Origin of the sequence: Marinovum sp. (assembly GCF_048263515.1) — a bacterium.
Taxonomy (GTDB): domain Bacteria; phylum Pseudomonadota; class Alphaproteobacteria; order Rhodobacterales; family Rhodobacteraceae; genus Marinovum.
Genome location: NZ_JBLXEC010000001.1, coordinates 110,950 through 132,496, shown reverse-complemented (window position 1 = coordinate 132,496; position 21,547 = coordinate 110,950). Strand labels below are relative to the sequence as shown.

Genomic DNA, 21,547 nt, shown 5'->3' with positions numbered 1-21,547 from the left:
GTCCAGATGTGCCCCACCGACTGGATCGCCAGCACGATGGAGGTGATCAGCAGCAGCATCTTGATGATCGCCGGGGTGATCGGGTTCCACGCCGAGCCGGAGCGTTCGAGCCGGACGTCGCCCTGCGGGGTCCACCAGGACTTCTCGACCATGGTATAGGCCGCATAGGCAATCGCCAGCGCAAAGAACAGCGCCAGGAGCCCGTTGACCACGTCGAGCAGCCGCCGGGTGCCGCCGGAGGTGCCGAAATAGATCAGCCCGATGCGGATATGCTTGTCGGCGGCGAGGCACTGCATGCCGCCATAGAGATAACAGGCCGCGATCAGCGCGATCACCGTCTCATGTGCCCAGATCGTCGGCGCGTTGAAGAAATACCGCATGATGATCTCGTAGATCGAGATCACCGTCGCAATGGCAAACAGGAAGCTGAAGGCGGTGCCCACCGTCAGGATGCCGCGATCAAGCGCGTTCTGGGCACCGGCGCTGTCTTCTTCATGGGCGCGTTTGAGCGCCTCGAGCTGCGCTTCGATTTCGGCGTCTGTCATCGCCGCGTCTTGCTGTGCCATTGTCCCCTCCCGGAACGTGAGCTGGATGGTTTAAAGAGAAGGGGCCGTGGCCGGCCCCTTCCGGTCATGCCGTCAGGCGGCAATCACTCGGCCAGAAGGCCCTTTTCGGTGAGGTACGCGGTGACGCTCTCGTAGGCCTTGCCGGCCATCTCGGAACGTTCCGCCCAGTTCGCCCACTGCGACTTGGCAATGCCACGGAACTTGGCGCGCTCTTCGTCGGACCAGTCGATCACGGTGATCTCGGGATCGGCCTGCGCCTCGGCCACGGCGGCCTCGTTCTGCTCGTCGAGCTGGCTGATCATGTCCTTGGCAAAGACCGAGACGGAGTCGTTCAGGATGGTCTGCAGGTCTTCGGGCAGGCCGTCGTAGATCTCCTTGTTCAGCGAGACCTCGATCACCGGCATCGAGTGGAAGCCGGGATAGAGCGGGTACTTGGCAAACTCATGCATGCCCTGGGCGTGGTTGGTCGAGAACACGGTGTAATCGGCCGCGTCGATCACGCCTTTTTCCAGCGCGGTATAGACCTCGGAACCCGGCAGGTTCACCGGCGAGGCGCCGGCCGCTGCGAAGACTTCCTGCACCATGCCTTCGGGGGCGCGCATCTTGATGCCCTTGAGGTCATCGACGCCATAGAGCGGCTTGGTCGACAGGAAGGCCTCGACCCCGGTCGCCGAGGCGCCCAGGAATTGCAGCCCGTAGGGGTTCACCAGCTCGTTGAACAGCTCCTTGCCGCCGCCGTTTTCCATGTAGTCGAACATCTGCTCGGGCGCCGACCATGCGCCGACGAGGTTGCCCAGCATCGCAAACGCCGGGTCCTTGCCGGAGAAATACGACGGGTCGGTGATGTGGCCCTGCAGGATGCCGGCGCCCACGGCGTCGAGGGTTTCGTTGTGCGCCACCACGGTGCCGACCGGCACGACGGTGATCTCGATGCGACCGTCGGACAGTTCCTTGACGCGGTCGGCCCAGGCTTCCTCGATCGGGAAGAAGTTGTCGCCGGCCTGCGCCGAGGTCTGGAACGTCCACTGGTAGTCCTGCGCCAGAGCGGTGCTGGCCATCAAAGACGTGGCGGCGACGAGGCCGCCCAGAAGTGCGGATTTCAATGTGAAAGCAGTCATGTTTCCTCCCGTCAGAACCCCTCGGGGCCCTGGTTCCTTGTAAGGCGCGATCCTTGTCCGATCGCGCGGTCTTTCCGGCCTGAAAGGGGCCGGCATCGAAACCGGTATCGGTACCGGTATTGATACCAGTGCCATATTCTGCCTATTCTGTCAATGTCCCGACTGCATCATCGGGAGGCATCAGCACGCGGCGCGCCGGTCCGGCCGGCGGGTTCTGCGGCCCCACACCGGACCAAAGGGCGACAAGGCCATGAAAAAACGGAAAACCCTGGCTGACGTCGCCTCGGCGGCCGGCGTCAGCAAGATGACGGCCTCGCGCGCGCTGCGCGGCGACAAGGACGTCTCGCAGGCCAATGTCGACAAGGTGAAACGCGCCGCGCGCGAGATCGGCTACTACGGGAATCACCTTGCCGCGTCGCTGTCGAGCAAGCGCACCGACCTGATCGGGGTGGTGGTGCCCAGCCTGTCGAACATCGTCTTTCCGCAGGTCATGTGGGGGGTGACCGACGCGCTGAAGGGCACGGCGCTGCAACCGGTCTTCGGGGTGACGGATTACGACCCCGAGGTCGAATATCAGACCGTCCGCAACATGCTGTCATGGCGACCGGCCGGGCTGATTCTCACCGGTCTCGACCAGCCCGAGGACACCCGCCTGCTGCTGCGCGACGCCGGTGTTCCGGTGGTGCAGATCATGGACAGTGACGGCGATCCGGTGGATGCCTGCGTCGGGTTTTCCCACACCCGGGCGGGCCATGACATCGCCACGGCGCTGATCGGCGCGGGCCGGCGGCGTTTCGGCTATGTCGGGCGGAACCTCGACAAGGACCTGAGGGCCGGCAAGCGGAAACAGGGCTTCCGCGAGGCGCTGTGCCGCCACGGGCTTGAATTCATCGATACGATGGATGGGGCGCAGATGCAGCAGGGCGACATCCGCGATCCGGCCGTGGTCTGCGGCCGCCGCATGACGGCGGAGCTGCTGGCGCGGGCGCCCGATCTCGACTGCATCTATTTTTCGAACGACGACCTGGCGTTTGGCGGATTGTGCCATTGCCTGGCGGAGGGCATGGATGTGCCCGGCCGGGTCGCGCTGGCCGGTTTCAACGGTCTGGGGCTGATCGAAGGCTTCCCCGGCAAGATCGCCACATCGCGCACCGCCCGCCGAGAGATCGGCGAAGCCGCGGCGCGGATCATCCTCGATGCAGTGGAGACCCCGGAGGCGGGAGAGGCCAGGCGGCAAATCTTCACACCGACAATTTCGCTTGGCGATCTGGCTGAGACGGAGGAGGTCGTCGGGTGAGAGCCCGCAGCGCGCTGGCGGAAGCGAAGGGCGGAGCCTGATCGGCTCCGCCCGGGTCACGCTTCATCGGCGGGGGGCTGTCAGACCTCGACGACCACCTTGCCGATCGCCTGGCCGCTGCCAAGACAGGCATAGGCGGCGCCGACCTCGTCGAGGCCGAAGCGCTGTTCGTCCAGCAGCGGTGTCACGGCGCCAGCGTCCACCAGCTCGGCCAGTTTGGCCAGAATGTCGCCGTGGACCTGACGGTTTACGTTGGCCAGCATGGGCAGCAGCATGAAGACGATGTGCAGGGACAGGCCCTTGAAATGCGCCGGCGAGAGGTCGATTTCCAGCAGGCCCACGGTGGACACCACCTGCGCATTCAACGCGGCCGCTTCGAACGAATTGGTCATGTTGGCGCCGCCCACGGCGTCGAAGATCATGTCAAAGCCGGCGCCGCCGGTCTGCGCCGCGACATAGTCGGCAATCTTTTCCTTCATGAAGTCGATGGGTGTGGCACCATAGCCCTTGATCACCTCCATCTGTGCCGCGCCGGTGCCGGTGGCCGAGACCTCGGCGCCAAGATGTCTGGCGATCTGGATGGCGAGGTGGCCGACACCGCCGGCACCGCCCTGAACCAGGACCTTCTGACCGGCGGCAACGCCGGCCCGGGTCAGACCTTCGTAGGCGGTGATCCCGACCAGCGGGATGGCGGCGGCGTCGCGCATGGACAGCGACTTCGGCTTGTGGGCGATCAGTCGGGCATCGGCCAGCATGTATTCGGCCAGCGCGCCCTGCAGATCGGCCAGACCGCCGGCGCAGCCATAGACCTCGTCGCCCACGGCAAAGCCGGTGACGCCCTCGCCGACCTCTTCGATCACCCCGGCGAAATCCATGCCGAGGACGGCCGGCAGGGCAGGCGACAGCGGCAGGTCGGTGCCCATGTTGCGGATCATCGTGTCGACGGTGTTGACGCTGGTGGCATGGACGCGCAGCACGACGTGGCCGGCGGTGACCGCCGGACGCTCCAGCTCGGCGGGTTCAAAGGCGGCATCGGGGCCGTAGGTGGCAAGTGTCATGGCTTTCATCGGGGAAACTCCTGAAGGTGAATTGGCCTGCCACCCATCTATATCGACTTGGTAACCAGTTTAATCCGGCAAGTTGGATCATCAGTTTTTGGGTTTTGGATATAAATACGTGGCGTGCTTGGCGCGGCAAGGCGTCGGGCCCGCCCGGCGGCCGGGGCGGGCACATGCACATCTTTGACCCGGACGTGAAATTTGCCTGTTCGGGGATCATTGCCTACCGTCATCACCTGCGTCGCATCGAGGCGTTCGCCTGCGACGTGGCATGATTTCCCTGCCACGCCGCCCGAGCGGAGTCACGCGCCGGTCTGTGCCTTGCGGCGAAGATCGGCGGTGATCCGGTCCATCGCCTGCATGACCTGTGCGACGTGAGACGGATCAAGGGCCGCCGGATGCGGGTCGGAAAAGCGGCCGGCGTCATTGTCGAAGTATTTGCCCGAGGCGGTGGCAAAGCCGTCACCGGTGGCAGCCGCCGTCAGAATGTCGGCGCCGATCTGGATGTCGTTGCCGGCCACGCCAAAGCCTTCCTTGACCATCTTCGACGCCAGCAGCGACCCCGGGTTCACCGCGATGGCCACGGGGCCGTCCGGATGTCTGGCGGCAAAGTCGCGAGTCCAGATGGTGATCGCCAGCTTGCTTTGGGCATAGGCGGCGAAGTCGTCCAGCCGGGTCTTGCCGGCCATGGCGCTCACGTCCACCGGGGCCTGGGCGGCCGAAGACAGGTTCACGATCCGCCCGTCCGAGGGGAGGATCGGCAGCAGGGCGTTGGTCAGGACATAAGGCGCAAAGCTGTTGACCATGAACCGCAGGTCCAGCCCGTCGGGGGTGCGCGCGTCGGGCACCTTGTAGACGCCGGCATTGTTGATCAGCACGTCAAGCCGGTCATGGCGTGCGGTCACCTCGGCGGCCAGCCTTTCGACCTCGGCCATGCGGGACAGATCGGCGGCATAGGTCTCGATCCCGCCGCCCAGCTCTGCCGCGGCGGCCTCGAGCTTTGAGGAGCTGCGGCCGTGCAGCAGGATCCTGTGGCCAAGATCGGCCAGCGTTCTGGCGGTGCGGAGCCCGATGCCGTCAGTCGATCCGGTGATGAGAATGGTCTGGGACATGATGCGCTTCCTTGTCAGCGACGTCGGGCAGAAGATCGTCGGCCCGACGCTTCAACGTGGTTTCGATATCCGCATCTGGCACATCCTGCAAAATACATGTTGTGAAGTCTCTATAAATGCATGAATTTTCGATTCATAATTTAGGTTCGGGATATAAAAGATGGATACTGCCGGCTTGCGGCTGTTCGTTCTGGCGGCGGAAAAGCTCAACATCAGCGCCGCCGGGCGTGACCTCGGGCTTGCCCCGGCCGTGGCCGGCGCGCATCTGGCAAAGCTGGAGAATGCCATCGGGGCGGACCTGCTGCATCGCACGACGCGCAAGGTCTCGCTGTCGCTCGAGGGCGCGGAATTCCTGCCCTTTGCGCGCGAGATTCTGGCGCAGGAGGATGCCGCGCTGGCGGCGCTCGGCAAGGGGCGGGCCAGCCCGCGCGGCACCTTGCGGTTCACCGCGCCCAGCACCTTTGCCCAGCTCTACATTGCGCCGATCCTGCCGGAGTTTCTGCAGCGCTATCCCGATCTGACGCTGGACCTGCGGCTGTCAGACAGCGTCTTCGATCTGATCGAAGGCAGCTTCGACCTTGCGATCCGCAATTCGGCGCTCGAGGATTCAAGCCTCAAGGCGCGCAAGCTGGCGGATGACACCCGCATCCTGTGCGCATCGCCCGGCTACCTGGAGGCCAATGGCACGCCCAGCCATCCGCGCGACCTTGCGCAGCATCAGTTGATCGCCTTCCGGCACCAGTCGGCCCGCCCGCTGATCGGCCCCGACGGCCAGAGAGAGGTCTTTGATCCCGCCGCTGCCGCCTGCCGGCTGGTGCTGGATGACGGGTTGACCCAGAAGCTGGCAACGATCGCAGGGTCGGGCATTTCGATGAATTCGCGGTGGAGCGTCGGCAAGGAGCTGGCCTCGGGTGATCTGGTACAGGTCCTGCCCGACTACGAGGTGGCCGAGAAGACCGTGCTGTGGCTGGTCTATCCGAAATCGAATGTGCTGTCGCCCAAGGTCCGGGTGTTCATGGATTTTCTGATCAAGACCCTGGCCAGGCCAGCGCCGTGACGCTCGCGCCGTGACATCCGCGGCGTCAGGCCGCGGGTCAGGCGGAGGCGTCGCAGGGGCGCGCCTGCCGGTGTTCTGGCAGCCACTTGACGGCGCGACACTGCCGGGTGCGCCAACGGTTTGCTGTGCCCACATTTTCCGAAGGGAGAGCACCTTGGCCCGAGCGGTGCCGGACAATTGTCTGCGGCAACTCACATCTGGCGGTTTTAGTTCGAATCTGTTACATAAAGTGTGATTATGTTAGATGGGCACAAAGGACACCTCTCACGATGACACGTACAGTCTTCATCACCGGCGCAGCCAATGGCATTGGTCTGGCCTCGGCGCGAGCCTTCGCCGGGGCGGGGTACAATCTGGTCCTGTCCGACATCGACCTCGACCGCTGCAAGGCCGCAGCCGAGACGATCGATGCGCCGAAAACCTGCCACCAGGTCGACGTGCGGGACAAGGCCTCGATCGAGGCCGCCTTTGCGGCCGGGGCCGAGGTGTTCGGGCCGATCACCCACTGCCATGCCAATGCGGGGGTGTCGAACATGAAGCCGGCCCTCGCGTTGACCGAGGCGGACTGGGACTTCAACTTCGACGTCAACGCCAAGGGTGTCTTCTTTACCAATCAGGTCGCCGTGGCGCATTTCCTTGCGCATGGCACCAAGGGCGCGATCGTCAACACCGCCTCGCTCGCCTCCAAGGTCGGGGCCCCGCTGCTTGCGCATTACTCTGCGTCGAAGTTTGCCGTTCTGGGCTGGACCCAGGCGCTGGCGCGCGAACACGCCAGGGACGGGATCAGGGTCAATGCGGTCTGCCCCGGCTTCGTGCGCACACCGATGCAGGAGCGCGAAGTCGCCTGGGAGGCGGAGTTGCGCGGCATGACGCCGGAAGAAGTGCTGGCAGATTACGTCAGCCAGACGCCGCTCGGCCGGATCGAAACGCCCGAGGACGTGGCCGATGTGGTGGTGTTTCTGGCCTCCGACGGGGCGCGGTTCATGACCGGGCAGGGCGTGAACGTCACCGGCGGGGTCTACATGACCTGACCCCTGCGGCGACGCGGCGCCAATGGTGCCGCGCCGCCCTTGTCTCAGTAGTTTCCGGTCCGCTCGATGCCGGCGTCAGAGGTGGCCATGACCGCATCGAGATGATGTTTCAGAAGCCGGATCTGCTCGCGCTCGAACCCCGGCTTGTCCCAGAGGGACACGAACTCTCCCGGGTCTTCCTGCAGATCGAAGATCTCGGCCTTGCCGGCGTCGTGATACATGCAGGTCTTGTAGCGACCGTCGAACACCATCGTGCCGTGGCTCTGATAGGGCATTCCCGCCAGCGCCTCGTTGAATTCGCAGACGACGTGGGGTTTGTGCGTGGTGGTCCGGCCCTTGAGCAGGTCGGTCAGGGGTTTGCCTTGCATGTTGCCGGGCCTCTCGACGCCCGCGATGTCGAGAATCGTAGGCGCGAGATCGACCAGTTCCACCAGCGCATCGCTCTGCGCCCCCGGTTCGGTCACGCCGGGCCAGCGGATGATCAGCGGTACGTGCACCAGCCCTTCGAAGAACCGGCAGCCTTTGTAGAGCATGCCGTGGTCGCCCATCATCTCGCCATGGTCCGAGGTGAAGATGACGAGGGTGTTTTCGGCCTGGCCGCTGTCGTCCAGCGCCTTGAGCACCGCGCCGATCCGGTCGTCGACCATCTCGATCATCGCGTAGTAGCAGGCCTTGACCATGCGTGCGTCGTAGGTGTCGGGCGGAAAATCGAACAGGTTCCGGTCTTCCAGCGGCGTTTGCGACTGGTCGACATCCTCGGCCGGATCGTAGCGGCGCACGTCCTGGATTTTCGTCCACTGCTGGTCGATTTCCCGGAACTCCTCTTGCCGCGCAATGTCGCTTTCGCGAAACAGCGGCAGGGGCATGTCCTCGGGTTTGTACCTGTCGAGAAACTCCTGCGGCGGAAAGAACGGTGGATGTGGATCGACCGCATTGAGGTTCAGAAACCACGGGCCGTCCTTGTGATCCTCGATAAAGGCAGAGGCCCGCTCGGCCCACCAGGTCGATTGCTGAAGCGCCATCGGCAGTCCGGGGCCGTAATCGCGGGGCGCATTGGCCAGAAGCTCGGGGTAGAGCGCCAGCGGGTCGTCGACGCCGTGCTTGTGGGTCAGCCAGTCGTCATAGGCGCGCCCGATCGGCCAGCAATCGGAGAGCTCGGCCACGTCGTAGCCGTCTTCGGGGATCAGTTCGATCCGGTTCTCCGACCGCGACAGGTGGTGCTTGCCGATCAGGCCGGTGGTGTAATCCGTGGTATCTTTCAGGATCGCCGGCAGGATTGTCTCGGCCGGAGGCCAGTGATCGTTGCCGTTGCGGTGCACGTGATGCGACGCGGGGTAGCGCCCTGTCATGAAGGATGCGCGGCTTGGCGTGCATATCGGGGCCTGGCAATAGGTTCGCAGGAACGACATCCCCTCGGCGGCCAGCCGGTCGAGGTTCGGCGTGTGGATTGCCGCATTGCCATGTGCGTGGATGGTGTCAAACCGTTGCTGATCGGTGGTGATCCACAGGATGTTCGGTCTGTCTGTCATGTCGCCTCCCTCGGCCGTGTCAATGGTGCTGGCGGGCGTGTTCGCGCGTCACTTCGGGCGGACGGGCCAGTGCTGCGATGACATCGGGCAGCTCGGAGAGGGCGGAGATCGGGTATTGCGATCCTGGCACGGTGGTCCCGGTGCCGTGCAAAACGGCCACCGGCAGGCCGGCGGCCCTGGCGCTGGCGACGCCTGTGGCACTGTCTTCCACGGCCAGAACGCAGCCGGGGTCGAGCCCCAGCAGGTAGCAGGCATATCGATAGGGAAAGGGATCGGGCTTGCCTTCGCAGACGTCATCGAGGCTGAGGCTGAACTTCATCAAGCCGTCGACGCGGATTGCCGCCAGGTTGGCGTCCACCACGGTGCGGCCGGAATTGGACACTGCGACCTGCTGCAAGCCCTGCACGGCGAGATCCCGGACGACAGACGCGGCGCCGGCGATCTCGACCAGACGATCGGCATTGCCGGCAAATGCCCGGTTGATCCCTGCCGACCACGCCTCATAGGTCACCCCGGTCGGGAAGCGCGGTTGCAGCTCGCGCCAGACATTGCCGATGTGAACGCCCACGAAATGCGTGTCGGCGAGATCGGAAATGTCGACTTGATGCGCGCGGCACACCTCTTTCAGGGCAAAGAGATGCAGCGGTTCGCTGTCGACCAATGTGCCGTCGATATCCCAGGCAATCGCCTTGATCATTGTCGCTGTTCCCTCTGTCTCTCGTATGTCTCGCGGAAAAAGGCATAGCCTTCGTCATAACCGGCCTGTTGCGCGGGGTCGGGCCGGACCTCGCGGCCGTAGCTCACGCAGTTTGCGACGCCGCCCCAGTCATCGGTCGCCCCGGTGCCCATACCCGCCAGCCAGGCCGCGCCAAGGCAGGAGCCGGGGTGCCCGGTCAGCAGCTGCACCGGCGCCTGCAGGACGTCGGCGCAGATCTGCATCCAGAGCTGCGATTTCGAGCCGCCGTCAGAGGCCAGAAAGCGCGTGGTGGGAAAGCCCATCTCGTTGAAGACCTCGATATGATGGCGGAAGGCATAGGCATAGCCTTCGAGCAGGGCGCGCCAGAGATGGCGAATGTCGTGGTTCAGGCTGAGGCCGAGGATGGTGCCGCGGGCATCCGGGTCGTGGATCGGTGTCTTCTCGCCCAGGAGGTAGGGGATGAAGGTGACGCCATCGGCGCCGGGCGCGATCTCGGCGGCCAGTTCGTCGAGATACTGATGCGGGCTGATGCCGCGCCTTTCCGCTTCGGCCGCCTCGGCCTTGGCGAACTGGGCGATGAACCAGTTCAGGGCGGAGCCGCCGGTCGACATGCAGCCGTTGGGCATGAACAGCCCGGGAATGATGTGATAATCCAGAAACATGCGCGGGTCGGGGCGGGCGGTGTCCGTGGCAATCATGATATCGGCCGCGCCGCCGAACTTGAGCAGCACGTCCCCCGAGGCCAGCACCCCGGCGGCATAGGCCGAGGCGATGTGATCAGCGGCGCCGCCGACCACTGGCGTGCCTTCTGCCAGGCCCGACTGGGCTGCGGCCTCGGCGGACACCTGGCCGATGATCTCGGCCGAGCTTGCCTTGTCAGGCACCATGTCGCGCTTCAGATGGGCAAGGGCGATCAGGTCATCCGCGAGCGTGTCGGTGCCGAGGTCGACGAACCCGGCCTCCAGCGCCCAGTTCTGTTCCACCCTGCGCGCGCCCGTCAGGCGCCAGTTGATGTAGTCGTAAGAGCCAAGCACCGTGGCGATCCGGGCAAAGACCTCGGGCTCGTGTTCCTCGATCCAGCGAATGCGGCTGGCGACCAGTTGCTGGTTGATGCCGTTGCCGGCGCGCTGAACGAACTGATCTTCTGGAACTTCGGCGGCGATTTCCCTGACCTGCGCGCCGGTGCGCCCGTCGCTCTGCTGTATCGAGGGGCGCAGCACCGTGCCGTCGCGGTCCAGCAGCACTGTCGCCGGCAACATGCCGGTCGCGCCGATGGCCGAAATGTCGGTGTTCTTGAGGTTGGCCTGTTGCAGGAGCTCGGGGACGATGGCACAGACATTCGCCCACCATTCTGCCGGATCTTCCTCGGCCCAGCCCTGCTGCGGCGAGGACAGGGTCACCGGTCGTGTGGCCGACGCGAGGATCCTGGAGGAGGAAACGTCGAGCACGATGCCGATTGTGGAGGTTGTCCCGATGTCGAGACCGATGACGCAGCTCATGGAAACGCCCCTGTAGTTGCTGATCTTTTGTGCGGTTGTTCGTTTTCGAATTTGTTGCTTTGTGTTACTTTTGGTCGGCGCCTCGCGGGCCGCCCCAGGTCAGGGCCGCCGCCGCCGGAGCGCCCCGGCCCCGGGGAAGGGCGGCACATGAACGGCCCGGCGAGCCGCTCATGCAATGTCTCCGGCGAGAGGACCTCAGGCTTAACGCAGGGTGTTGACCTTATCCATGAACCGTTTGACCCGGTCACCGTCCACCGCGTTCCAGGTGTCGCCATCCACCTTGAAGTGCGAGCCGATGATGCAGCCGGAGGCAACCGACATGACGTCGGTCACGTTGTCGACGTTCACACCGGTGTTGGCAAAGACCGGGACCATCTCGCCCACAGCCTCGGCCACCTTGCGCAGGTCCGAGGCATCGGCCGGTTGGCCGGTGATCGGGCCTGACACAAGGATGGCGTCAGCCAGGGAGGAGAAGATGGCAGATTTCGCGCGCAGCTCGATCGGCCGTTGATCCAGCGAGTGGGCGAATTCTGCATTGATATTGAAGAACAATTTCAGGTCTCTGCGATCAAGGTCGCGCTTCATGCGGGCCGGGCGGGCGGCATTCGGGGCCCAGACACCCATGTCGGATGCAAAGACGCCGGTAAAGATTTCGCGCACCCACTTGGCCTGGGTGGCCACCGCGATCGCGATGGAAGCGGTCGGATCCCAGAGGTAGTTCACCCCGAACGGAACCTTCAGTTCGGGTTTGCAGGCCTGAACGACGGCGGTGTAGGCGGCGATGGATTCGGGCGTCGCCTCCAGCAGATAGGGGCGATCGTTCTCGTTGCCGAACATGATTGCGTCGACGCCGCCATCCTGAAGCTTGTGAATGTCGGACAGCGCGTCGTCGATCAGCTTGTTGATGCCGCCATCCGAATCATAGAGCGGCGAGCCGGGCAGGGCCCCCATATGGCACATGGAAACAACGGCGCGTTTCTTGTCCCCCAAAAAATCGAAAATCATGAGCTGAGACTCCTCGAAGCAAATTTCTACCGCTCAATAACTAACAGAAAAACACAAACAGGCAACAATTTTGTTTTGATCTGTCTGATTTTGTGCTATCAGACACTTGCACAAGCAAGAATGCGGCCGCAGCCTGGCGGCAGTCACAGGGAGAAAGACAGATGACAAAGGTTAAGACTTCACTGGAAGACGTGCTGATGGCGCGCCGGAATTTCCTCAAGGCGCTGGCCGCTGCGGGCGCTGCCGGTGCAGGCATGCTGCCCAACATGTCCTTCGCGCAGGAGGCCTATGCGGCCCGGCCCGACAAGGATGTGGATCAGGTCAACCTCGTCGTATGGCAGTACGGCAATATCTATGAAGAGATCGCGGCCAAGTTCGAAGCCGACTGGGGCATCCCGGTGGAAAAGGTCATCGAGCCGAATATCGAGCCGCAGATCGCCAAGCTGACGACGATGTTTGCCGCCGGAGAGGACATCGACGTCTTCGTTTCGATTCTCTCGACCATGGCAAGCTACATCGATCAGGGCATCGCGGCACCGCTGGACGGCCTGCCCGGGGTCGAGGCCTATATCGAAGACATGACACCGCTGGCGCGCTCGACCGCCACGGTCGACGGCAAACTCTGGGGTCTGCCCTATCTCTCGATCGCCTGGGCCTTTGCCTACAATGACGAGCTTCTGACCAAGGCCGGGTTCGAGGGCAAGCCCTTCCAGACCTGGGACGAGCTGACGGAGCAATGCCTGAAGGCCAAGGCCGACGGCGTCTCGAACTATCCGCTGCTCTGGGTCGGCGGTCCGGCGCTGGAAACCCTGCCGGGCACCTGGTTCAGCCAGGTCTGCAACCGGGGCGGCCGGATCTTCGACGAGGACATGAACCCGGAAATGGGCCCAGGCTCGATCGCCCGCGAAGCGCTGCAGTATTTCCAGGACAGCTTCCTGAAGCACGAGATCGCCGATCCGGATTCGCTCAACCTGAAATTCCTGCCGGCGGTGAAGGTCTTCAATACCGGCAAGCACCTCTACCTCGGCACCTTCCACAACTACTTCATGAACCAGATGAACGACCCGGCGCAGTCGCCGATTGCCGGCAAGGGCAGGATCCACGGTCTTCCCGGCGATGGCGCGACGCTTGTGGCCACCTGGTACTACATGATGTCCGACGCCACGCGCGACCGCGAATGGGCCTGGAAGATGCTGCAGTATCTCGGCGGCCGGACCAAGGATGGCGTCTATACCCAGGCGCTGAGCCTGGCGAAGAGCTCGATGCTCTATCCCGGCTTCACCTCGGTCGCGCAAAGCGACGAGGTGCGAGAGGCCTGGTCCGACCGGGTGGATGTCGATGTGCTGGCAGACATCTTCGACAGCGGCGTGAACTACGAGAAGGTCGTGCCGGCCGTCACCGAGCCCTGGTACAGCAAGTGGAACGAGCAGCTGAACCTCGAACTGACCGCCTGTCTCAAGGGCGAGATTTCGGTCGACGTCGCCTGTGACAACATCACCGCAGCCGCGATTGCAGGCAAGGGCTGAGGCGCCCGCAGGTCGATGGCTGCCTGCCGCGGGCCGGCAGCCACCGACCGGGCCGCCGGGTCACCGCGATACCGGCGCCCCGCACCAGACAATTGTAGGAATATTGGACATTTCTTATGACAGGACAGTCAGACACTGCAATCGGCAAGGGGAACACCACAAGACGGCGTTGGGGAGAGCTGGCACCGTCGTGGCTGGCCCTCGGGATGAACGTCCCGACCCTGTTGTGCTTCGTTCTCATCCTTGCCTATCCCATCTTCTTTGCCGGCTACCTGTCCTTCCACGAAGTGGGCGTGCGCGAGCTGCGCTCCGGCGAATATTCCTTCACGGGCTGGGCGAACTATGCCGAATTGTTCAGCGACCCGGTATTCTGGAAATCGTTGAAGAACACCGTGCTTTTCGTGGTCATCTCGGTCCTGCTCGAGGTGGTGATCGGGCTGGCGATCGCGCTGGTCATCAATGAACACCGCATCAAGCTGTCGAAGGTCACAAAGTTCCTGATCCTCGTGCCCTGGGCGGTACCGCCGATCGTCAACGGCTTTCTCTGGGCGTTCATCTTCAACACGCAGTTCGGCTATCTCAATCGCCTGCTCTACCAGCTCGGGTTGATCGAGGAGCAGGTGATCTGGCTGGGCAATCCTTCCACCGCCTTCATGGCGATCATCATTGCCTACGTCTGGCGCACGGTGCCCTTCAACATCCTGCTCTACCATGCGGCACTTCAGGGCATTCCCGATCACCTCTACGAGGCGGCCGAGCTTGACCGTGCCACGATGTGGGAGAAGTTCCGCTACATCACCCTGCCGCTGCTGCGCCCGATCATCGCCGTGACGCTGATCCTGCGGACCACCTTTGCCTTCATGATCTTCGACGAGATCTTTGCGATCACCCAGGGCGGGCCCGGCAACGATACCTGGGTTGCGGCCTGGTACACCTACAAGACCTCGTTCAATCCGCCGTTCAACATCGGGGTGGGGGCCGCCTCGGCCTATGTCCTGGCGATCATCGTCGGTGTCGTGGCCATCGCCTATGTCCGCTACGTCTACAAGAAAGTGGAGTACTGAGCATGAACAGGATGTCATGGCGCTATCGCGCCTTCATGAACCTCGCCAACGTGCTGGTGATCTGCTTTCTGATCCTGCCGCTGGTTCCGGTTGTCCTGGGCGCGCTCCAGTCCGAACGCACCCTGCACGAAGACGTCTGGGCGCTGCTGCCGGCGGAATACACGCTGGACAATTTCCGGCTGATCCTGTCCGGCGGCGAGAACAAGGGCGAGGCGTTTCAGGGCATCGACTATCTGCCCAACTCGGTCACCTGGTTCCGCAACGCCTTTCTCAACTCGGTCCTGGTGGCCGGCAGCGTGACCGTTCTCACCCTCACCCTGGCGACGCTGACCGCGCTGACCGTCACGCGGCTGAACCTGCGCTGGACCGGCTATCTGATGAATGCCACCGTGGTCAGCCGCATGGTGCCGCTGATCGTCCTGATGCTGCCGCTCTTCGTGGTGATGCGAAACCTCGGGCTGCTGAACTCGTTGCCGGGGATCATCATGACCGAGGTCGGGCTGCTGCTGCCCTATGCGATCATCATTCTGGTGCCGTATTTCCAGGCCTTCCCCAAGGAGCTGGAAGAATCCGCCAGGCTGGATGGCTGTACAAGGCTCGGCGCCTATGTGCGGATCGTCGTGCCGCTTTCGACACCGGCGCTCGCGGCCTGCGGCGTCATCATCTTCATCATCTCGTGGCATGAACTGCTGATCCCGCTGATCATCGCGTCCAAGCCCGAATTCATGACCTTGCCGGTGGTGCTGGCGGGACTGGTGTCCGACCAGTTCGTCTTCTTCACCGTGATGATGGCGATCTGCCTGATCGGTCTCGCTCCGACCCTGCTGTTGGTGCTTCTCCTGCAAAAATACCTTGTCAAAGGCCTGACGGCCGGCGCCGTAAAAGGATAATCTCATGGCCAATGTTTCAGTAGAAAACCTCAAGAAGAACTATGGGACCGTCGAGGTGATCCATGGCATCGACATCGACATCCAGGACGGCGAATTCGTTGCGCTTGTCGGTCCCTCCGGCTGCGGGAAGTCCACGCTGTTGCGCATGATTGCCGGTCTCGAGGATGTCACCGGTGGCACCGTCAGCATCGACAGTGACGTGATCAACGACATCGCACCCAGGGACCGCGACACCGCCATGGTGTTCCAGAGCTATGCGCTCTATCCGCACATGACGGTGGCGCAGAACATGGGATTTGCCCTCAAGCTGGCCAAGGTGCCCGCAGCCGAAATGGATGCCCGCATCAAGGAGGCGGCCGCGACGCTGAACCTGACCGACTATCTCGAACGCTTTCCGCGCGAATTGTCGGGCGGCCAGCGCCAGCGGGTCGCCATGGGCCGGGCCATCGTGCGCAGCCCCAAGGTGTTCCTGTTCGACGAGCCGCTGTCGAACCTCGATGCAAAGCTGCGCGTGCGCATGAGAACCGAAATCAAGTCGTTGCATCAACGGCTCGGCGCGACCTCGATCTATGTCACCCATGACCAGATCGAAGCGATGACCATGGCCGACCGGATCGTGGTGATGCGTGGGGGTCATATCGAACAGATCGGGTCGCCGCTGGAGCTTTATGATGCGCCGATCAACGAATTCGTGGCGACCTTCATCGGTTCGCCCTCGATCAACCTGCTGGAAGGCAGGATCAACGGTGCGCAATTCGAGCTGAGCGACGGCAGCACCTTGCCCTTGCCCGCTGCGGTTGCCGGTCCCGAAGGCCGGGCCGCGAAATACGGCATTCGCCCCGAGCATTTCGAGATCGTTCAGGGTGACGGCATGGCTGTCATGAAGGTCGACGTGGTCGAGCCGACCGGCAACGAGACGATCCTGAGCGGCACGATCGGCGGCCAGGTGGTGCAGATCACCCAGCAGGAGCGGCTCAACCTGCGACCGGGCCAGGAAATTCCGGTGTCGCTGCGATTGAATGCCGTGCATCTGTTCGATGGCCTGACCGGGCAGAGGATCTGACGGATGACGACCGAGGACCTGCACTGGATGGACGCCAGCGAAATTGCGGCGCGCGTCAGGGACAAGTCGCTGTCACCGGTCGAGGTGACCGACGCCTGCATCGCCCGGATCGAGAAACTGGACGGCGATCTGAACGCTTTCTGCCTGCCCATGTTCGAGATCGCGCGGGACAAGGCGAGACAGGCCGAAGCGGCGCAGATGCGTGGCGAGTTCTGGGGGCCGCTGCATGGGGTTCCCTATGCGATCAAGGATTCGGATGACTACAAGGGCCAGCTGACGACGGTCGGCTCTCTGACGAACAAGCACCATGTGGCGACCGGGTTTTCACCGATCATCGAACGGATGGAGAGGGCGGGGGCGATCCCGCTGGGCAAGACCACGACACCCGACATGGCGTGGATCGGGCTGACCTATTCCGAGCTTCACGGCATGACCCACAATCCGTGGGACAGAACGCGCAATCCCGGCGGCAGCTCGGGCGGGTCCGCAGTGGCGGTGGCGACCGGCATGGCGCCGCTGGCGACCGGCACCGATGGGGCCGGATCAATCCGCATTCCGGCGTCTTTCTGCGGCATCTACGGGCTGAAGCCCTCGCACGGCCGCATTCCGCTGATGTTGCCCAACACCAACCAGCACACGCATTACGGCCCGATGACCCGCTCGGTCACCGATGCCGCGCTGATGATGGAGGTCTGTGCCGGCCCGGACGACCGCGACCTCTATTCTCTGGAATGCCCGTCGCCCGGGTATCTGGACACCCTGGACAAGCCGCTGTCTGGGATGCGCATCGGGTGGAGCGCCGACCTCGGGTTCGTCGAGCGGATCGACCCGGAGGTTCTGGCCCTTTGCGAAGCTGCCGCCGAGCGCTTTGTCGAACTGGGGGCCGAGGTCGTGCCGGCCGATCTGGACCTCTCCGGATCGATGGAGATCGCCAAGCGCAACTGGCAGGCCATCATGTCGGCGATCGTGTTTCACCGCCTCGGCGATCACCTCGATGCGCTCGATCCGGCGCTCGTGGCCTGCGCGCGCGGGGCGCTGAGCCAGACCTCTGGCGAGCTTCTGTTCGACAAGGTGACGGCCTTTCCGATCTACCAGCGGCTGGTTGCCTGGTTCGAGCAACATGACCTGCTGCTGACGCCGGCGGTGGCCTGCCTGCCGGTCACCAACGGGCGCCTTCTGCCGGAGGACTATCCCGAGCACGCCTGGGACTGGATGGAGTGGGCGCCGTTCAGCTCGCCGTTCAACCTGTTCCACAATCCTGCGGCAAGTGTCCCGGCCGGGCTGTCCAGCACGGGTCTGCCCGTCGGGCTGCAGATCGTCGGGCCGCGCCATGCGGATGCACGGGTGCTTCAGGCATCGCGCGCCTTCGAGCGCGTGGCGCCCTGGGCGCACCAGCGACCGCCGGAGTGACGGGGTTCGGGGCGCGTCCATTGTCAATCGACAATACCTGTTCGGTTTTGGTAGATTTCATGTATGTTTGCCCCGAAGACAATTTAGAGTTGTTGCCATGAGCACGAAACGAATACCCGCCACCGTCCGGCTTGAAGCCATTCTGGCCGAGGTCGAAAACAACGGCCATGCCTCTGTCAGCGAGATCGCCGAGCGGCTTGGCGTGTCCGAAATGACCATCCGCAGGGACATGGACAAGCTCGGGGCCGAGGGCTACGTCGTCAGGACCCATGGCGGCGCACATTCCAAGGATGACCTGCGCAGCAAGGTGTTCGAAATGGTCGAACCCAGCGTGGAAAATCGCGCCACCCGCAACCGGCCCGAGAAAAAGCGTATTGCCGCCAGCGCCGTACGCCGCATCCAGCCGCGCTCGACCATTGCGATCGACGTCGGCACGACCTGCTACGAGCTTGCCTCGCTGATTTCCGACAGCAGTGTCCATATCGTCTGCGCTTCGCTGCCGATCCAGCGATTGCTGGCGAAGAACCAGATGCAGATCTACGCGCCCTGCGGCCGGATCGCAGGGGCGGATCCGTCGACCGTCGGGGCACAGACCGTCGCCTACCTTCGCGATTTCAGGTTCGAGATTGCCTTTCTCGCGGTGGCCGGGATCACCGAGGACGGTTTGTTCGATTATTCCTTCGAGGATGCGGAAATCAAGAAGACCCTCGCCGGCCAGTCGCAGTCGCGGGTTCTTCTGGTGGACAGTTCGAAGATCGGGAAATCCTCTGCGGTCCGGGTCATGGGCTTCGACAATATCGATGTTCTGATCACTGACGCCCCGCTGCCCAAGGAGATGGCGGCGATACTGGCGGACTTCGATGTCGAGGTCGTGGTCGCGGTGTGACGGCATGCGCCTCGGCGAGGTGACGAAACTCCGCAAAAATCAAACATATCCTCACAAATAAGTTTGAAAATGATGTTTGTTGGTGGTATTTGTTTGATGTCGCCACCCATTGCTTCCGACCCGAGAGGACCCCATGCGCATCATCTATATCGACGTCGATTCACTGCGTCCTGATCACACCTCGCCATATGGCTATGCGCGGAAGCTGACGCCGAACATCCAGTCGATCGCCGACAAGGGGGTGCGCTTCGACGAATATCATAGTTCCGACACGCCCTGCGTGCCCTCGCGCGGGGGGATGACCACGCAGCGTTTCGGGATCACCACGGGGCTGATCGGTCACCAGGGCAATGACGGCGACCTTTACCTGACCGAGTCCCGAAGCCAGCGCGCCACCGCGCCGTTTCTCGGCTTCCATCTTGCCAACACAGGCGGATATCACACCGTCGGCATGACCTGTTTCGCCGAGCGACACCAGGCCTATTGGTTCCATGGCAACTTCATGGAGTTTCTGCGCCCGAGCCTGTCGCTTGGCATCGACGAGGATGCGGCCGACGTCGCCGACACGGCGCTGGATTGGCTGGACCGTCGCGGCAAGGACGACAAATGGTTCCTGATGCTCAACTTCTGGGACGCCCACCGCGACTACCAGATCGACAAGGCCACCCTTGATCGCGCCGCCGCCAGCGGCCCGGCGCCGGACTGGCCGGACGCAGCGACGATCGCCGAGCACCAGAACCTGTACGGTGCCGCCACGGCCAAGGACCTGCATGGCGCCTATGGCGACCCGTCGCCCAACCCCGAGATCACGCCGCATGCGATTGCAGACCGGGCGGATTTCGAACAGCTGATCAACGGCTATGACGGCGCCATTTCCTATATCGACCATCATATCGGCCGCATTCTGGCAAAGCTCAGGGAGCTGGGCATCGAGGACGAAACCGCCATCGTCTTTACCGCGGACCATGGCGAGGCCTTTGGCGAACACGGGATCTACGGCGAGCACGCCTATGCCCACCCGGCCAACACGCGGGTGCCCCTGATCGTGCATTGGCCCGGCGTGACCGACACCCTGCCCGAGGAGAAACGGTCGCATGACGGGTTGTTCTATCATCTCGATTTCGGCCCGACGCTCTGCGACATGCTCGGCCTGCCCACGCCGGAGGGCTGGCACGGCAAATCCTTTGCGCCGGTCCTGCGGGGCGAGGAGTTTGCCGGGCGGGACCATCTGATCCTCAGCCAGGGTGTTCACACCTTCCAGCGCGCCGTGCGCAAGGGCGATCTGCTCTATATCCGGACGCTGCATCCGGGCACCTACAAGGCGGACCCCGAGGCGCTATACGACCTGGCCAAAGACCCGCATATGACCCGCGATCTGATGCCGGATCATCCCGAGCTTGCAGCGCCCCTCAAGGCGGATCTGGCCGACTGGTGGTTCGAATATGCCGGGCGGCCCACGTCGGAGCCCGACAAGATGCAACAAAACCTCACACGCGGACCGGTTCTCTACTCCGATCCGGAGCTTTATCTCGAGCGGCTCGAAACCTCGGGGCGGAGCGATCTTGCCGCCGACTATCGAAAGCGGCTGGGGGGGTTCCTGAAAGACCCCCACGCCGTTCCCGCCCATGAAAAGGCAAAGCCCACGCCGATCTGAGGCCTGTCTCGCGCCAGTCCGCCTGGGACCGGCGGCGCGCCGCATCGAAAGCTTCAGGCAACATTGCAAGACGGAGGACCTGCCTCCGATCCCCGGAGAGGAGGGTGGTCATGGGCGACGTGCTGACCCAGTTGAAAGAGATGACGGTCGTGGTGGCCGATACCGGCGATGTCGAGGCGGTGCGGAAATATCGCCCCGTGGATTGCACCACAAATCCCTCGCTGGTGCTGAAGGCGCTGGAAGATCCGCAATCGGAAGAGCTGATCGCAGGCGAGATCGAGGCCGGTCGCACGGCGGGCAGCGACGCGGCCCAGGTGGCCGACGCCCTGACGGTGGCACTCGGCGCACGGCTGTGCGGGCTGGTGCCGGGGCGGGTCTCGACCGAGGTGGAGGCGCATCTGTCTTTCGACACGGATGCTTCGGTGGCGCGGGCGCGAGAGATCATCGCCGATTATGCCGCGCGGGGCATCGGCGCTGACCGCATCCTGATCAAGCTGGCCGCGACATGGGAGGGGATCCGCGCGGCGGAGATCCTGCAGCGCGACGGAATCGACTGCAACCTGACGCTGGTGTTCTGTCTGGCCCAGGCGGTGGCCTGTGCCGATGCCGGCGTCTTCCTGATTTCACCTTTTGTCGGGCGGATCACGGATTGGCACAAGGCCAGAGCGGGCGTGGCGGAGTTTTCGCCAGAGGAGGATCCCGGCGTGATCTCCGTGCACCGGATTTACGACTACTACAAATCGAACGGCATCAAGACAGTGGTCATGGGGGCGTCGTTTCGCAGCACCGATCAGATCAAGGCGCTGGCCGGCTGTGACAACCTGACGATCGCGCCCGGCCTGCTGGAAGCCCTGGCAGGCGACGCAACCGAACTGACCCGCGTGCTGGCGCCGGAGACGGCCAGTGGCGTCGCCGTCCTCCCGATGGACGAGGCGCGGTTTCGTTGGCAGATGAACGCGGATGCCATGGCGACCGAGAAACTGGCCGAGGGCATTCGCAATTTCGACGCGGATCACAAGCGGTTGGTCGCGTTGGTCGCCGCACGTCTCGCGGCGTGAGCGAGACCTCTGTGAATTGAGTCCTGC

Annotated in this window: 18 protein-coding genes and 1 pseudogene; 11 read left to right on the top strand and 8 right to left on the bottom strand. The window is 63.6% G+C overall.

Annotated features, from left to right (window positions below):
* Positions 1–2 precede the first annotated feature (2 nt).
* A pseudogene (locus ACN0SE_RS00675) lies at positions 3–545 on the bottom strand (TRAP transporter small permease subunit); the annotation flags it as partial.
* 104 nt (positions 546–649) lie between these two features.
* Positions 650–1,684 carry a TRAP transporter substrate-binding protein gene (locus ACN0SE_RS00670; protein WP_417522538.1) on the bottom strand — a complete coding sequence of 345 codons (1,035 nt, stop codon included), beginning with the start codon at positions 1,682–1,684 and terminating at the stop codon, positions 650–652.
* Positions 1,685–1,934: 250 nt separating this feature from the next.
* Here ACN0SE_RS00670 and ACN0SE_RS00665 point away from each other — a divergent pair, with 250 nt between their 5' ends.
* Positions 1,935–2,981, top strand: coding sequence for a LacI family DNA-binding transcriptional regulator (locus ACN0SE_RS00665; RefSeq protein ID WP_417522537.1), 1,047 nt, complete (start codon positions 1,935–1,937; stop codon positions 2,979–2,981).
* Between the two features lie 80 nt (positions 2,982–3,061).
* On the opposite strand, the gene ACN0SE_RS00660 is transcribed toward ACN0SE_RS00665, so the two are convergent.
* Entirely contained in the window at positions 3,062–4,048 is a 987-nt protein-coding gene (locus tag ACN0SE_RS00660; protein WP_417522536.1) for a zinc-dependent alcohol dehydrogenase family protein, read from the bottom strand.
* Positions 4,049–4,341: 293 nt separating this feature from the next.
* Positions 4,342–5,151: an SDR family NAD(P)-dependent oxidoreductase gene (locus ACN0SE_RS00655; protein WP_417522535.1), complete on the bottom strand. Its 810-nt coding sequence runs from the start codon at positions 5,149–5,151 to the stop codon at positions 4,342–4,344.
* 160 nt (positions 5,152–5,311) lie between these two features.
* On the opposite strand from ACN0SE_RS00655, the gene ACN0SE_RS00650 reads away from it, so the two are divergent.
* Together ACN0SE_RS00650 and ACN0SE_RS00645 are read left to right on the top strand one after the other, a co-directional pair.
* Positions 5,312–6,208 (top strand): LysR substrate-binding domain-containing protein, encoded by an 897-nt coding sequence (locus ACN0SE_RS00650; protein ID WP_417522534.1) that lies wholly within the window; start codon positions 5,312–5,314, stop codon positions 6,206–6,208.
* A gap of 269 nt (positions 6,209–6,477) precedes the next feature.
* Complete coding sequence (locus ACN0SE_RS00645; RefSeq protein ID WP_417522533.1) at positions 6,478–7,239, top strand: SDR family NAD(P)-dependent oxidoreductase; 762 nt, start codon at positions 6,478–6,480, stop codon at positions 7,237–7,239.
* A 44-nt stretch (positions 7,240–7,283) separates the two neighbouring features.
* On the opposite strand, the gene ACN0SE_RS00640 is transcribed toward ACN0SE_RS00645, so the two are convergent.
* The 4 genes from ACN0SE_RS00640 to ACN0SE_RS00625 form a co-directional block, all read right to left on the bottom strand.
* On the bottom strand, positions 7,284–8,768 hold the full coding sequence (locus ACN0SE_RS00640; RefSeq protein ID WP_417522532.1) for a sulfatase: 1,485 nt from the start codon (positions 8,766–8,768) through the stop codon (positions 7,284–7,286).
* A gap of 19 nt (positions 8,769–8,787) precedes the next feature.
* A complete protein-coding gene (locus ACN0SE_RS00635) occupies positions 8,788–9,465 on the bottom strand; it encodes an HAD family hydrolase (RefSeq protein ID WP_417522531.1) in 678 nt (225 codons plus the stop codon).
* The gene (locus tag ACN0SE_RS00630) at positions 9,462–10,964 is read right to left on the bottom strand and encodes an FGGY-family carbohydrate kinase (RefSeq protein ID WP_417522530.1); all 1,503 of its coding nucleotides are present in this window, start codon (positions 10,962–10,964) and stop codon (positions 9,462–9,464) included. Before ACN0SE_RS00630 ends, ACN0SE_RS00635 begins: the two co-directional genes overlap by 4 nt.
* 201 nt (positions 10,965–11,165) lie before the next feature.
* Positions 11,166–11,969: a BtpA/SgcQ family protein gene (locus ACN0SE_RS00625; protein ID WP_417522529.1), complete on the bottom strand. Its 804-nt coding sequence runs from the start codon at positions 11,967–11,969 to the stop codon at positions 11,166–11,168.
* A gap of 161 nt (positions 11,970–12,130) precedes the next feature.
* Here ACN0SE_RS00625 and ACN0SE_RS00620 point away from each other — a divergent pair, with 161 nt between their 5' ends.
* The 8 genes from ACN0SE_RS00620 to tal all read left to right on the top strand — a co-directional run bounded on the left by ACN0SE_RS00620 (position 12,131) and on the right by tal (position 21,520).
* Complete coding sequence (locus tag ACN0SE_RS00620; protein ID WP_417522528.1) at positions 12,131–13,495, top strand: extracellular solute-binding protein; 1,365 nt, start codon at positions 12,131–12,133, stop codon at positions 13,493–13,495.
* A gap of 206 nt (positions 13,496–13,701) precedes the next feature.
* Complete coding sequence (locus ACN0SE_RS00615) at positions 13,702–14,559, top strand: carbohydrate ABC transporter permease (protein WP_417522527.1); 858 nt, start codon at positions 13,702–13,704, stop codon at positions 14,557–14,559.
* Positions 14,560–14,561: 2 nt separating this feature from the next.
* Positions 14,562–15,449, top strand: a complete 888-nt coding sequence (locus tag ACN0SE_RS00610) for a carbohydrate ABC transporter permease (RefSeq protein WP_417522526.1) — start codon at positions 14,562–14,564, stop codon at positions 15,447–15,449.
* A gap of 4 nt (positions 15,450–15,453) precedes the next feature.
* Positions 15,454–16,512 carry an ABC transporter ATP-binding protein gene (locus ACN0SE_RS00605; protein WP_417522525.1) on the top strand — a complete coding sequence of 353 codons (1,059 nt, stop codon included), beginning with the start codon at positions 15,454–15,456 and terminating at the stop codon, positions 16,510–16,512.
* A gap of 3 nt (positions 16,513–16,515) precedes the next feature.
* Positions 16,516–17,922 carry an amidase gene (locus tag ACN0SE_RS00600; protein WP_417522524.1) on the top strand — a complete coding sequence of 469 codons (1,407 nt, stop codon included), beginning with the start codon at positions 16,516–16,518 and terminating at the stop codon, positions 17,920–17,922.
* Positions 17,923–18,019: 97 nt separating this feature from the next.
* A complete protein-coding gene (locus ACN0SE_RS00595) occupies positions 18,020–18,808 on the top strand; it encodes a DeoR/GlpR family DNA-binding transcription regulator (RefSeq protein ID WP_417522523.1) in 789 nt (262 codons plus the stop codon).
* A gap of 133 nt (positions 18,809–18,941) precedes the next feature.
* A complete protein-coding gene (locus tag ACN0SE_RS00590; protein WP_417522522.1) occupies positions 18,942–20,462 on the top strand; it encodes a sulfatase in 1,521 nt (506 codons plus the stop codon).
* Between the two features lie 110 nt (positions 20,463–20,572).
* Positions 20,573–21,520 carry a transaldolase gene (gene tal / locus ACN0SE_RS00585; protein WP_417522521.1) on the top strand — a complete coding sequence of 316 codons (948 nt, stop codon included), beginning with the start codon at positions 20,573–20,575 and terminating at the stop codon, positions 21,518–21,520.
* The last annotated feature ends 27 nt before the right edge of the window (positions 21,521–21,547 follow it).

Coding starts and splice junctions, on each gene's coding strand:
- ACN0SE_RS00670 (WP_417522538.1), bottom strand. CDS start 1,684: ATGACTGCTTTCACATTGAAATCCGCACTTCTGGGCGGCCTCGTCGCC.
- ACN0SE_RS00665 (WP_417522537.1), top strand. CDS start 1,935: ATGAAAAAACGGAAAACCCTGGCTGACGTCGCCTCGGCGGCCGGCGTC.
- ACN0SE_RS00660 (WP_417522536.1), bottom strand. CDS start 4,048: ATGAAAGCCATGACACTTGCCACCTACGGCCCCGATGCCGCCTTTGAA.
- ACN0SE_RS00655 (WP_417522535.1), bottom strand. CDS start 5,151: ATGTCCCAGACCATTCTCATCACCGGATCGACTGACGGCATCGGGCTC.
- ACN0SE_RS00650 (WP_417522534.1), top strand. CDS start 5,312: ATGGATACTGCCGGCTTGCGGCTGTTCGTTCTGGCGGCGGAAAAGCTC.
- ACN0SE_RS00645 (WP_417522533.1), top strand. CDS start 6,478: ATGACACGTACAGTCTTCATCACCGGCGCAGCCAATGGCATTGGTCTG.
- ACN0SE_RS00640 (WP_417522532.1), bottom strand. CDS start 8,768: ATGACAGACAGACCGAACATCCTGTGGATCACCACCGATCAGCAACGG.
- ACN0SE_RS00635 (WP_417522531.1), bottom strand. CDS start 9,465: ATGATCAAGGCGATTGCCTGGGATATCGACGGCACATTGGTCGACAGC.
- ACN0SE_RS00630 (WP_417522530.1), bottom strand. CDS start 10,964: ATGAGCTGCGTCATCGGTCTCGACATCGGGACAACCTCCACAATCGGC.
- ACN0SE_RS00625 (WP_417522529.1), bottom strand. CDS start 11,969: ATGATTTTCGATTTTTTGGGGGACAAGAAACGCGCCGTTGTTTCCATG.
- ACN0SE_RS00620 (WP_417522528.1), top strand. CDS start 12,131: ATGACAAAGGTTAAGACTTCACTGGAAGACGTGCTGATGGCGCGCCGG.
- ACN0SE_RS00615 (WP_417522527.1), top strand. CDS start 13,702: ATGAACGTCCCGACCCTGTTGTGCTTCGTTCTCATCCTTGCCTATCCC.
- ACN0SE_RS00610 (WP_417522526.1), top strand. CDS start 14,562: ATGAACAGGATGTCATGGCGCTATCGCGCCTTCATGAACCTCGCCAAC.
- ACN0SE_RS00605 (WP_417522525.1), top strand. CDS start 15,454: ATGGCCAATGTTTCAGTAGAAAACCTCAAGAAGAACTATGGGACCGTC.
- ACN0SE_RS00600 (WP_417522524.1), top strand. CDS start 16,516: ATGACGACCGAGGACCTGCACTGGATGGACGCCAGCGAAATTGCGGCG.
- ACN0SE_RS00595 (WP_417522523.1), top strand. CDS start 18,020: ATGAGCACGAAACGAATACCCGCCACCGTCCGGCTTGAAGCCATTCTG.
- ACN0SE_RS00590 (WP_417522522.1), top strand. CDS start 18,942: ATGCGCATCATCTATATCGACGTCGATTCACTGCGTCCTGATCACACC.
- tal (WP_417522521.1), top strand. CDS start 20,573: ATGGGCGACGTGCTGACCCAGTTGAAAGAGATGACGGTCGTGGTGGCC.